This window comes from Pseudoalteromonas sp. MelDa3 (assembly GCF_002863625.1).
Taxonomy (GTDB): domain Bacteria; phylum Pseudomonadota; class Gammaproteobacteria; order Enterobacterales; family Alteromonadaceae; genus Pseudoalteromonas; species Pseudoalteromonas arctica.
On record NZ_PJBR01000225.1, the window covers coordinates 1 to 12,000 of the forward strand.

Below are 12,000 nucleotides of genomic sequence, written 5' to 3' on the forward strand. Positions count from 1 at the left end.
TGAAAAACAAAATTAACCTCGAGTGAATGTCAATTAAGTTTGCCGTCCAATTTTGTTGATTTTTTTTCACTTTTGAGCCGTTTATTGCTTTGTTAATCTTCGAACCTGAATTTTTACCTACGTAAAAACACTAAAAATTTACACAGGGCAACACACAAGATGAGCAAAAAATTAGCGACACTGATTAGCGCAAGTATTGTATTCGCACCCGCTGTCTCGGCGGTAGAGTTATACAAAGATGACAAAAACACTCTTGAAGTAGGTGGATATCTTGATGTGCGTGTAATTAACACACAAAACGAAACCGAAGTTGTTAACGGTACGTCGCGCATTAACTTTGGTTTTACTAGAGAGCTAAAGAAAGATTGGACTGCCCTTGCTCTTGTAGAATGGGGAGTAAACCCTGTTGGTAGTAGCGATATTATTTATAACAATCGTTTTGAGTCAATTCAGGACGAATTTTTGTATAACCGCTTAGGTTACGCAGGCCTTTCACACGAAAAGTACGGTCAACTTACCATTGGTAAACAATGGGGTGCATGGTACGACGTAGTTTATGGAACAAATAATAGCTTTGTATGGGATGGTAATGCAGCAGGTGTTTACACTTATAACAAAGACGATGGCGCTGTAAATGGCACTGGCCGTGGTGATAAGTTAGTCCAGTACCGCAATAGCTATAACGATTTTAGCTTTGCAGTACAAGCGCAGCTTAAAAACAGCGAGTTTTATACCTGTGACGTAAGCGAGATTTCAGAAGAAGAATGCGAAACGCTTTGGAACTCTGGCGATAGTGCAGCTCAAGAAGTTGAATTTAACTACACATTTGGTGCGTCTGTAACTTATACCCCTACCGATATGCTAACGCTTACGGCAGGTGTTAACCGAGGTGAGTTTGATTTAACGTTTGGTGATGGCTCTACTCGTAATGTTGAAGATTTAATTTATGGTGCCGGTATTATGTGGGGCAGCATTGATAAGCGCGGCCTTTACGTTGCTGCCAACGTAAATAAAAACAAAAACCACGACACAGATAACATTGGTCGCTTAATTAAAGACGCAATTGGTATAGAAACATTCGCATCATACCGTTTTGATAACGACTTTCGCCCTTTTATTGCCTACAACGTGTTTGATGCCGGCGATGATTACGTAATTCAGCCAAACTTTAACGCCGATCCTAACGATGTATTTAAGCGTCAGTTTGCTGTTATTGGCCTTCATTACCTAATTGACGAAGCCACTATTGCCTACATAGAAGCGCGTAAGGACTTTAGTGACTTCGAAAGTGATAACAACGATCAACAAGCACAAATGGAGCAGTCGGAAGACGACGGTATAGCATTTGGTTTTAGATATAAGTTCTAAATATAAGCTCTAAATATAAGTTTAAAAACGACTACAACTTCCCTAAGCACAACCCTTTTAGCCCTTTTAACTTTTTTAACTGGGCTTTTTTTATTCCGCCATGCTTTGTTGAATACTTGGTTTTGCATTTAAGGCTATTTCAACAAATGCATTAACAGCCGCACTGGTATTGTTTTTTTAATGTGTAATACCATCAACTCACGATGCCCCTATTTTTACGTCTACCGTTTGCTGCCCAATACAATGAACGAGCAAAATTTTAACGAATCACAAATAGGTTAACTACTCGCATCTATATCTTTATTGGCTGAAGTTACCGTAGACTTGATTATTTGCACTACCTTCCTGATTACTTTTTTTCAATTTGGCTCTATTGCAAAGTTTAGCATTATAACAAAATTAAGTATGATGTGTTCCCTTACTGTAAAGCCACCAGCTAACTTATATTAATTGCATTCAGAGTATATAAAGATGGTGAAACTATATTGAAATTGCAAAGTGCTTGCACTGATTATTGCTGATCACAAAGGCGTAAGGCTAATTAAAAGCAGTAACAAATAGGTGTGATATATGCTCATAGGTACTGCCTGTATTCTAACTCAACACCTGCGCACTGTATATAAACACAGTGCGCGTATTTACTGTGTAAAAATAAATTAAAACAACTCCCTTTGTAAGTCGTTAATAACATTAAACTAAGTAAAGTGCTATGAAACTGATTCGTTATCATAAATAGTTAAAACACCGGTAGCTGTATATGCATACAGCTACCGGTTATACCTATCTAACCTACTTTTTAATAAACTTACTAAAACCAGCTAATGCCTTTGATACACTCAGTGTTGGATTATCTGAATGCTCAGCACCTTCGTTTATAGCGCTTTGCCACACAAGGTTATTATTAGGGTTTGCTGTTAAAGCAGACTCTAAATTATCAAACGCTTTTAACATTAACGGATGCTCTGCTCCACCCACCGAAAGGTATAAATAAGTAGGCGACTTAATTTTATTTGCTTGAGTAGTTAAAAATGCTTCTACATTATTAACCACTGTCATATCGTCATACCAAGCCGCTGGGCTAAAGGCAAAGTAGCCATTAAACAGTTCAGGCCTTGTATGCAGTGTATAAAGTACAAAGCTGCCACCGGCCGAAAAACCACTTAACACACGGTTATTACTAAGCTTATATTTTGCTGATAAATAAGGGAGTAACTCAGTTTCAATAAACGCTAAAAACTTGTCGGCTTCACCATTAGGCTCTATAAATGTTTCACCTTCTGGGCGCGCTTGTGTATTTACATCTTGGCGAGCATAAGGAGGGACTAAATCGCGATTACGTGTATCTGTAAAAAACAAATTAGGAATAGACACCAATATAGCCTTATCCCTTTTTTCGCTCTTAGCTTGTTTTGTAAGTGCTTTATCCCATGTATCTAAATTAAAGTTACCGTCTGTTTTAATAATTAACGGATACGCTCTTTTAGGATTGTAATTAGCGGGTAATCTTATAAACACTTTGCGTGACTCATTAAGCACGCTTGAGTTAAGTGTTATATCTGTATAAGCCGATACATAATGATTGTAATAACGTATGGCTAAAATACCGATAGCAAAAATGACTACGGCTAAACTTAAATTAATAAAATAGTATTTTGTTATTTTTATTGCCATGCGGCATTCCTTTAAATGTTTAGGAGTTATTTAATCAAGCTCAACCCATTGTTTTACTTCAAGCGCGGTCATAATAAGCTCAACCGAAAATGCGGCTAAAATCATCCCCATAACACGCGTTAAAATAGACGCGCCGCCAGTACCAATTAGCTTAATTATTTTACCCGAAAGCAGCAACAATATTAATGTAATGCCAAGTACACCAAGTGTAACAAGCGCTGTGCCTATTTGAGTGGTAATTGGGTGTATGTGGTTATCGGTAAGTAGTATCACCGCCAAAATAGCACCAGGGGTCGCAGTTGCTGGTATAGCTAGCGGAAACACCGCAATATCGTGTTCAGGGTCTTGTTTAGCTTTGTTAGAATCGTTTCCAAAAATCATTTGCAGGCCAAACAAAAACAATATAATACCGCCACCTAGCTGAAACGACACCAATCTAATTCCCATCGCATTGAGTATTAGCTGCCCTATTAAAATAGAACCCAATAATACACAGCCTGCATAAAGCACCGTTTTAAAAGCTGTTTTACGACGTTGTTTATCGGTTAAGTGAGAAGTAAGCGCAGCAAACAACGCCATCGTGCCTATTGGGTCAATGGTAGCCCAAATAACAAGTGCATCTTGAGAGAGTTTTTCTAGCATATAAAATCCTTGTTAAGCGTAAATATTTAATAAAACACGGGTAACAAATTCATTTGCTTACGCTTAACTATAATAGAAAGCCGTTATTTTTTGTATTTTATTTACACTCGCAAAGATTTAAAAATTTGTCGTTTTACGTTAAAGCGATTTATGCCAAATAGAATTTTCTCTTAAACTAAAGCCTAACTTCATAAGTAAATTATGAGAGCGTGCATTGTGTGCACTCACCTCAGCCGATAAATGTTTAAGCGGAATATGCTTAAGTAACTCTTTAGTGAAACCAGTGACTACTTCAAACATTACACCTTTATCCCAAAAGTCGGGGTGCAGCTCAAATCCTATAAATGCATTACTTTTACAGGGCGTTAAATCATAAAGCCCACAAGTACCCATTAACTTTCCAGATGTATTATGTTCAATTGCAACTCTAATCACTTCGCCTTCGTAATAGGCGCTAATATCATCTTGTATTAGTTGCTTAATTTGTGTTTTGGTAAGGGGTGTATCGTAGTCGTTAAATTCTGACACGTGCGGATGGTTTAAAATATTAAATAAACACGCAGCGTGTTTGTGGGTAATTAAGCGCAGCGTAACGCGTTCAAGCTTTGTGGTATTAAACATTTTATTTAAGTGGTTAGTTAAATTAGCTCTTTATGGGCAAGCATTATTAACTTACCATACCCCATTAACAAGCATTATCTTTAAAGCAAAAAGAGTAGATAACGTAATGAGTGACGATTTTAAAGTAATACAACCCACTACCACAGTATATTGCCCAAAGCGCGGCGAAGGCTGGACCTTAACAGGCATTACTAATATTAACGAGTTTACCTCTGTAATGTTTGACGGCACACGCTATACACTTCCAGCACGCGAAATAGTAGAAGAACTCCTCCCTAACCAACTAGCGCGAGAACAAAATAGCTAACCAAACACATACGCATTAAAAAGGCTGCAAAATTGCAGCCTCATATCTAATTAACGAGTTAAAATGCTTCGTCTTCACTGTAAACATTAACGTTTAACTCGTCTTCATCTTCAAATACTACAAACGAAATAGGCTTACAGCATACTTGGCAGTCTTCTATGTATTGCTCATCAATATCTGCTGCATCAAGTAATACTTCTATACTTTCGCCGCAATAAGGGCAGCTTATTGACTTTTCAGTTAACTGGTTCATTTATCACCTGCTAATTTATATCTCGAATGTTGTCACTTTAATGAACAAACCAGCATAATTCAACACCCCATTAAATAACACTTATATGGCTAAACTAATTAAACCATGCTGCTCACTTATAAAGTGATCTAACGACAAGCCCTATCACTATAAAACTTACTTAAGCACATTATTTTGCGCCATAGATAAGTGTTAGCCTGATAATACAATGCCTCTACAATGAAATAGTATTAGCACTTAGCGGGTCTAACTTTACAAGCATTTATAAACTCACTCCACAGGTGGATAATTTTATGAAAAAATCACTCGCATTAGCATTAACATCTGCCGCAATATTGTTTAGCACATTTACTCATGCAGCTAAAACCGAAAAAGCCGTTTTAGCTGGAGGTTGCTTTTGGTGTATGGAAAGCGACTTTGAAAAACTAGAAGGCGTAACCGATGTAATATCGGGCTTTACTGGCGGTAAACTTAAAAACCCAACGTACAATGGTAATCATAAAGGCCATTACGAGGCCGTAGAAATTACTTACGACCCAGCCATAGTAAGCTACAAAGGTATACTTGACCATTACTGGGTTAATATTGATCCTTTTGATGCCAAAGGCCAATTTTGCGATAAAGGCCCTAGTTACTTAAGCGCTATATTTGTTGAAAACGACGAACAACGTAAATTAGCTGAAAAAACAAAAGCAGCAGTAGTTGCCGAGTTCCCTAATCAAACTGTGGTTACACCAATACTAAACGCAAGTACCTTTTACCCTATTAAAGGAAAAGAAAGCTTTCATCAAGATTATTACAAAAACAACCCAATCCGTTACAACACCTATCGCTGGCGTTGTGGTCGAGATAGCCGCCTAGAAGATATTTGGGGCGACAGAGCAACTCATTAATTACGTCTAATTAGGTATTTCACTGTAAAAGATTAAAAAGCCGCTTAAATTAGTCGCTTTTTAATCTTATTAGTTATTTCGAGATTCTTTAATAAATCGATATCTAAATTCAGATAAGTAACCAACAATGCTAACAAGCAAAGCAGAATTAAAATCACCATTCACAAGCTGTGTCCAAACACTTCCCTCTCCATTAAAGCTAATGTAAATAACCATAATAAAAGCAAGAAACGTTGAAACTTTATACATCCAAGAATATTCACCAAAAAATTTCTGTGTCACACTTTTTTCTTTTAATTTATCTTCCACAATTAATCTCCATTTTATATTGCTATTAAATCCTAGCTATAACATTGGCAAAACAAGGAATTTATAATAAAGGTTTACTTATCCACCGTCTATTTCATAAAGCCTTTGTTATTAAGTTAAGTGTTACTTATTGATGCAAAACAGCGCTAGACAGACCCTAAAAACCTAACGATGTATAACCAATGTAAAAAGGCTGCTTAAATAAAGCAGCCTTTTCATTTTTTTCATTTTAATGTGTACGTTTAAAACTTAAAAGTCGCACTTAACCTTACGCTACGCGGTGTCCCCGGTTGAACCCACGCATCAGCAAATGAGTTAGTGTAATAGGTTTCATCAAACAGATTGTCTACTTCTGCACGCATGCCAATTGACTCAGTTACATCAACATCAACAAATACACGCGCTGTTGTGTAACTTGGCAGCTCAAAATCGGTACCAAAAAAGCCGTTTCGTGAGCCTACATAAACCAAGCCTCCACCAAATTTAACGGCTTTACCATATAACTCAGACGATTTAACTAGCTGTAAACTAAATTGATGCTCAGGAATATTTAATAAAGAGCTTCCCGCTTCTACTGTATAGCCAAAGTTCGCATCAAAAAATGAGTTTTCAATAGTTGCATCAACATACGCATAAGATAACCATAGGCTTACGTCATCAGTTAGCTCACCGTTTATATCAATTTCTATGCCTTTGCTTTGTGCTTCGCCAATTGCAGCAAAAGTAAATGCAGTAGGATCGTCAACTACCAGCATATTGTCTTGCTCTACTTTAAATACAGCAACGGTGCCAAACAGAGCGCCATCGTTTAAAGTAAATTTAACCCCTACCTCTGACGACGTAGACTGATTTGGCTCAAAACCATCGCCATTTGTATCAGTGCCTGATAAAGGCCTAAAGTTTTCGCCATAAGCGGCATAAACAGATACAAACTCACTCGCCTCATACACAACACCAAACTGCGGGCTAACTCGCGATTCGTTTTGCTTTGATTGAGTATCAGCTAAACGGTTATTAAGTGTTTGTTCGTAGTCATCAAAACGTGCACCAATACGTATATCTAGCTTATCGGTGAGGCTTATTTGGTCTTGTATAAATATACCTAACGACTCTTGCACTTCTAACTTATCGGTATTGGCCGTTGGCGTAGGTAACTCATACGCACCATACACGGGGTTAAATACATTAATATACTGATCGCCACGCACGCGAAGAACAAATTGATCATTTTCGAATTTATCAGAGTCCACACCAATTATTAAACTATGCTCTAACCCAGCAACCTCTAAATTACCGGTAACTTCTGCTCGGTATACTTGGTATGTAGCATCGTAATCACGATAACGCCTAAAACGATTTATTTCGCCATCAACAACTCCTGCAAAACCGGTTTCGGTAGCAAATCCTTCAAGCGATGTATCTCGGTAATTAGCGCCTAATAACACGCTCCAGTTATCATTAAAGTCATGAATAAACTCTAGTTGATGACCAAGTACATCTGCCTCTATTGGGCCATCACCTGGTTCTCCTAAAAAGCGACTTTCTGGTATTAAACCAAGTTCACCATCAATAGCTAATACACCTCTATCAAAAGGGACTTCTTGGTCGCTGTATTCAAGCTCATATATTAGTTGGCTATTATCATTAATATTCCACGTTATTGATGGGCTAGAGCCTTGTTTAGTTGTTTCTATCGTATCGCGAAAGCTTTTCGCGTCTTCATAAAAACCAACCAGTCTAATTGCTACATCGTCGTTAAGGGGCGTTGTGTAATCTACATCAGCACGGTAGGTATCAAAACTGCCTACACTTAGCTTTAGCTCGCCACTTGTATCAAACGTTGGGCGTTTGGTAACAAGGTTTACTGTACCACCAGGCTCTCCTCGGCCAAATAAAGCCGCGCGTGGGCCTTTTAAAACCTCAACCGACTCAATACCCGACAAATCACGCGAACCACCAAAACCACGCCCGGCATTAAACCCATTTACAAGGTAATTACTTGGTAAGTTTTCATCGCCTACAAAACCACGTAGTGCAAAGCTATTCCAAAGCCCACCAAAGTTATTTTGACGAGCAACCGAAGCCGATAAATCAAGTGCTTGGTTTAAATCTATCGCACCTGCGTTTTCAAGGGCTTCTAAATCTATTTTCAGTTCTGATTACGGTGTTTCTAACGCACTAAATTCACCTTGATACGCTTGGCGCGAACCCATTACAGCCAATCTTTCAATAGGGCTATTATTAACGCTGTCATCTTTTTGGTTTTGCTCAACTGCCATAGCATGGCTGCTAAATAAACTGACTAAGCATGCGCTTAAATAGGTGAGCTTTAGCCCTTTATTATTGGTATTCATTATAAACCTTGTTAATTAGTTAACTGATAAATTTTCTTTTAGCTTAACGCCTGTAACTTCAGGCTCATCCATTTCATTAAGCATTGTTTTTTTAAAGCTAGGCATATTCTTAAGCGCCGCTTTTGGTGGGTTACCCTTTATAAAGAGCCAGGGGTAGTAAAACTCCCTTAAACTTTTATGAAATCCTCGCATACGGTATTCGTATCTAAATGCAGCTAAAGCATCAGTGCTCGCCAGTCGTGTAAAACTGCGTTGTAACAGCAATGGCGGTGAAAACCACGATACAATTCCCGCTAATTGATACTTTGTATGCGCTGCATCACGATACGCATGTGAAAGTTCACCTGCTTTTTCGTCTCCAACTTGCTGAAATGCGTAATACCATTTCCACTCAAACTCGCTTTGCATATCAACGTGATCTTTCCACTGTGGATTTGAAGCAACAAAAGCATCCATTGTTGTTTTCTTTGGTAAGTCCCATGCATCGTTAACGGCCTCTCTTTGAGTAAGAACAATGTCGCCGCCCTTTGGTGAGTGCACCGTTTTGTTTATAACTAAATCGCCTAAAATAGGAATAATAAAAGCAACTAACACCCAAAAACCAATTAACGTTGAAGCAACACGCGGCGCACTGCTGGCGTTTTTACCCCACCACACACTGAGCGCAGTCCAAAACGCAATGTAAATTACACAAATAAAAGTAACAAACCCCACATCAGCAAGGGCCGAATGACTAAGCAATGTACCTATATAAAATGGCAGCATTAAACACACTATTACTGCAATCAACCTCACTGCTATTCGCGCCCCCCATAATGCAAAGTAAGACCTAGCAGTAGTTACTAATAAATCATGCCTACCGCTTGTTCGCTCATTAGCAAATAAATCATGAAATAGTAAAATAACTATCAGCGGTGCTAATGCACTTACTACAAATACAAAATCAATTTTACCTGCCTGCGCTAGCTCTGCGTTTTGCGCATCGCTTTCGTATATTTGTCCCTCTAGGGCAAGTAAATTTAAGCGGTGTTTCCACGGGTAAATATCGCGCTCGCCTAAAGCAGCAAACGCTAAATTTGAAGGCGATGAATACGTTAAGTGAAAACTGTAATAGGCAAGCGAGCCTGGGTCTTCGTATTTATGTTGAACGTTAGTTAGGTCAGTTAAATCGGCGGCTTTTAAGCGCTCAATGGTTTGCTTTTGCTGTGTTACTTCACTAAGCCCGCTGAAAACTGCAAACCCCGACATTACAAAGGTACACACCAGTAATACCACTAAGTATTTTTGACGAAGTAAAAAACGCCATTCACGCGCAAGCTGTTTTAATAGGTAACTCATATCAAACGCCTCCCTACAAATTTAATACCGCCTAACAGCACCGCAATCCAAAGTAGTAGCTGTAAAAAAGCAGGTATGCTTCGCTGCGCTCTCGCTTTTGAGCTGTCTACATTAAAAGTAAAGTCTTGCAGTATTTGCCAATTTTGAGCACTTACACGTGCCTTTTGGGTTGCAGCAGTATCAGCATTGCGGTTCATGTCGTCTTGGTAGCTAAGCTTTTCTACATGAACTTTGTTAAGCCCTTGCACAAAATCAAAGCGTAACTGCTCGGTTTCGCGTAAAAAGCGATGATGGGTTTCAATACTCGTACCTACCACAATCATCGATAACGACCGAATAGCCACCATAGGTGAAACCCAACCAAAATAACGCGATACCTGTGTTTGTTTAAGTTCAGCTTGCATACGCTGCTCAGCAAACTTATTGAGTACGCTCGTTAGTTTAGCCTCAGACTCGCTTGCCACTAGCCCTCTAAAATTAACGGGTAACTCATCAATACTGCTCACGTTGTATTTATTAAGGAGCGATTGTTTAAATTGCTTAAATGCGGGGTCGTTTGTGTTGTGGCCGTCGCCTAGTTTTCTAAGTTCGGCTTTTACAGCAAAGTCGGTTTCTATTTTGCCTGCTGATGGCACTGCCGTGGAGGCTGTTGTACTTGCTACACGTGGCATTACAATACACAGTAAAATCCAAACAAAGGCAAGTGCTGTAAAGCTTCCGCTGTTTTTACTAAACACACTCGATGCCAGTAAAATAAGCAGCACCCACACAATTAAATATAAAGCGTAGCCAAGCACAAAGCTTACAACCGCAAGTAAGCCTTCGCCTGAGCCAAGTGTAAATAAAGCCGATACCGTCAGCGGAGTTAAAATTAAACCCACAACAGAAAGTAGCGCCAATCCTTTACCTGCAATAAGCGTTGCGCCCGATGTACCTTGCGATAACAAATACGAGAGCGTTTGTGACTCACGCTCGCGGCTAATACCGCTGTAGCCAATTAATATCAGTAATAAAGGTGCGAGTGTCTGTACAATAAATGCAGGCGTTAAACTGCCTAATTTAGTTAATGCAGTACCTTGGCGGCTATCTGCAAACATTGCGCTATTTTGTCTGTGCCCTTCTAAAAATATAGAGTTGCCCGTGTAGGCATCAATACCCGGGTCAAGCGTACTAAGTGGTGAAGGCGTTCTAAATGCATAATGCCCGTAATGCACCATTCTGTGTGGATGGCGGTCGGGTTGATCAACAAAGCTTTTATCGCTAGTTGCCTGTAATTCATGCTGTGAGTGGCTTAGCTCCATCATGGTAATAGCCGTTACAATCACCGAGGCAACCGTGAGCACCAAACCAATAGCAAGCACGGTCATTGCTAATTTTGAGCGAAGCCAATAACGCCACTCATCTTTGGCAACAATCACCACCTTTGAAAAGTTATTTATACTCATTAAGCACCTCTATTAGCGTGATGCCCAAATGCAGCGTGTACTTGCTCGGTATCAATACGCCCACTTTGGGGCGCATCATACTCTCCCACCAGCTCACCATTTTTAAGTAAACCAATACGATTTGCCACTTGGCACGCGCCATACACATCGTGCGTAACCATTAAAATAGTCGCACCAGTTAATACAAGCTCGCGTACAAGTTGATTAAATTCATCAATGGCAACAGGGTCTAGGCCCGATGTAGGCTCATCTAGTAAAAATATCGGAGCTTCACGCAGTATCGCAAGTGCAATTGCTGTTTTTTGCCTCATGCCTTTTGAATAAGTTTGCATGTGGCGGTCCCACGCATCGCGCTGTAATGCAACACGATTAAAAGCCGCGTTAATTTGTTCATCTGATTTTTTAATATCAGCAAGTGATAAAAAATATTCAACATTTTCGCGAGCAGTTAAATGCGGGTAAAGTGTTGCCGACTCTGGCAAATACGCGGTTTTGCCACGTACAAAATCAAGCGCTTGTGTAACCTCTTTACCGGCTACTTTTACAGAGCCTTGAGTTGGTTTATTAAATCCGAGTAACGTTTTTAATGTAGTTGATTTACCTGCACCATTACCACCGAGTAGCGCATACACCTCGCCTGCAGCCACACTAAAGCTTAAGTTTTTTAAAATAGCGTTATTTTTAATATTAAAATTTAAAGAGCTCACTTCAATCATCGTATCGTTTAAAGCGGCGCCTGTGTTGCTAACGTGTTTATCAAACGTTTTTTGTTCAATTGGTGGTGTTTTATTAATCGCGG

Annotated in this window: 11 protein-coding genes and 1 pseudogene; 3 read left to right on the plus strand and 9 right to left on the minus strand. The window is 39.3% G+C overall.

Annotation, left to right across the window (positions count from 1 at the left end; genetic code table 11):
* Positions 1-159 precede the first annotated feature (159 nt).
* Entirely contained in the window at positions 160-1,368 is a 1,209-nt protein-coding gene (locus CXF89_RS19330) for a porin (protein WP_121955505.1), read from the plus strand.
* Positions 1,369-2,157: 789 nt separating this feature from the next.
* Here CXF89_RS19330 and CXF89_RS19335 read toward each other — a convergent pair.
* The 3 genes from CXF89_RS19335 to CXF89_RS19345 form a co-directional block, all read right to left on the minus strand.
* Entirely contained in the window at positions 2,158-3,039 is an 882-nt protein-coding gene (locus CXF89_RS19335; RefSeq protein WP_121955506.1) for an alpha/beta hydrolase, read from the minus strand.
* Between the two features lie 30 nt (positions 3,040-3,069).
* A complete protein-coding gene (locus CXF89_RS19340; protein ID WP_121955507.1) occupies positions 3,070-3,681 on the minus strand; it encodes a MarC family protein in 612 nt (203 codons plus the stop codon).
* Between the two features lie 138 nt (positions 3,682-3,819).
* Entirely contained in the window at positions 3,820-4,302 is a 483-nt protein-coding gene (locus CXF89_RS19345; RefSeq protein WP_121955508.1) for a GNAT family N-acetyltransferase, read from the minus strand.
* A gap of 106 nt (positions 4,303-4,408) precedes the next feature.
* Between CXF89_RS19345 and CXF89_RS19350 the strand changes: the two genes are divergently transcribed.
* Positions 4,409-4,609, plus strand: a complete 201-nt coding sequence (locus tag CXF89_RS19350; protein WP_002962626.1) for a hypothetical protein — start codon at positions 4,409-4,411, stop codon at positions 4,607-4,609.
* Between the two features lie 58 nt (positions 4,610-4,667).
* Here the strand turns inward: CXF89_RS19350 and CXF89_RS19355 are convergent, their stop codons facing one another.
* Positions 4,668-4,862, minus strand: a complete 195-nt coding sequence (locus CXF89_RS19355; protein ID WP_024593951.1) for a CPXCG motif-containing cysteine-rich protein — start codon at positions 4,860-4,862, stop codon at positions 4,668-4,670.
* A 293-nt stretch (positions 4,863-5,155) separates the two neighbouring features.
* On the opposite strand from CXF89_RS19355, the gene msrA reads away from it, so the two are divergent.
* Positions 5,156-5,755 carry a peptide-methionine (S)-S-oxide reductase MsrA gene (gene msrA / locus CXF89_RS19360; RefSeq protein WP_121955509.1) on the plus strand — a complete coding sequence of 200 codons (600 nt, stop codon included), beginning with the start codon at positions 5,156-5,158 and terminating at the stop codon, positions 5,753-5,755.
* Positions 5,756-5,824: 69 nt separating this feature from the next.
* Here the strand turns inward: msrA and CXF89_RS19365 are convergent, their stop codons facing one another.
* From CXF89_RS19365 to CXF89_RS19385, 5 genes and pseudogenes are all read right to left on the minus strand, one after another.
* The gene (locus tag CXF89_RS19365; protein WP_076924644.1) at positions 5,825-6,064 is read right to left on the minus strand and encodes a hypothetical protein; all 240 of its coding nucleotides are present in this window, start codon (positions 6,062-6,064) and stop codon (positions 5,825-5,827) included.
* A gap of 242 nt (positions 6,065-6,306) precedes the next feature.
* Positions 6,307-8,418, minus strand: a pseudogene (locus CXF89_RS19370) (TonB-dependent siderophore receptor).
* A 15-nt stretch (positions 8,419-8,433) separates the two neighbouring features.
* Positions 8,434-9,756 carry a DUF3526 domain-containing protein gene (locus CXF89_RS19375; RefSeq protein WP_121955510.1) on the minus strand — a complete coding sequence of 441 codons (1,323 nt, stop codon included), beginning with the start codon at positions 9,754-9,756 and terminating at the stop codon, positions 8,434-8,436.
* Positions 9,753-11,201 (minus strand): ABC transporter permease, encoded by a 1,449-nt coding sequence (locus tag CXF89_RS19380; RefSeq protein WP_121955511.1) that lies wholly within the window; start codon positions 11,199-11,201, stop codon positions 9,753-9,755. The genes CXF89_RS19375 and CXF89_RS19380 overlap by 4 nt, the downstream gene beginning before the upstream one ends.
* Entirely contained in the window at positions 11,201-11,917 is a 717-nt protein-coding gene (locus tag CXF89_RS19385; protein ID WP_121955512.1) for an ABC transporter ATP-binding protein, read from the minus strand. Before CXF89_RS19385 ends, CXF89_RS19380 begins: the two co-directional genes overlap by 1 nt.
* Positions 11,918-12,000: the final 83 nt, after the last annotated feature.

Excerpts from the sequence above, each read along its gene's own strand:
- CXF89_RS19380 (WP_121955511.1), bottom strand. The coding sequence starts at position 11,201 with ATGAGTATAAATAACTTTTCAAAGGTGGTGATTGTTGCCAAAGATGAG.
- CXF89_RS19345 (WP_121955508.1), bottom strand. The coding sequence starts at position 4,302 with ATGTTTAATACCACAAAGCTTGAACGCGTTACGCTGCGCTTAATTACC.
- CXF89_RS19385 (WP_121955512.1), bottom strand. The coding sequence starts at position 11,917 with ATGATTGAAGTGAGCTCTTTAAATTTTAATATTAAAAATAACGCTATT.
- CXF89_RS19335 (WP_121955506.1), bottom strand. The coding sequence starts at position 3,039 with ATGGCAATAAAAATAACAAAATACTATTTTATTAATTTAAGTTTAGCC.
- msrA (WP_121955509.1), top strand. The coding sequence starts at position 5,156 with ATGAAAAAATCACTCGCATTAGCATTAACATCTGCCGCAATATTGTTT.
- CXF89_RS19375 (WP_121955510.1), bottom strand. The coding sequence starts at position 9,756 with ATGAGTTACCTATTAAAACAGCTTGCGCGTGAATGGCGTTTTTTACTT.
- CXF89_RS19355 (WP_024593951.1), bottom strand. The coding sequence starts at position 4,862 with ATGAACCAGTTAACTGAAAAGTCAATAAGCTGCCCTTATTGCGGCGAA.
- CXF89_RS19330 (WP_121955505.1), top strand. The coding sequence starts at position 160 with ATGAGCAAAAAATTAGCGACACTGATTAGCGCAAGTATTGTATTCGCA.
- CXF89_RS19340 (WP_121955507.1), bottom strand. The coding sequence starts at position 3,681 with ATGCTAGAAAAACTCTCTCAAGATGCACTTGTTATTTGGGCTACCATT.
- CXF89_RS19350 (WP_002962626.1), top strand. The coding sequence starts at position 4,409 with ATGAGTGACGATTTTAAAGTAATACAACCCACTACCACAGTATATTGC.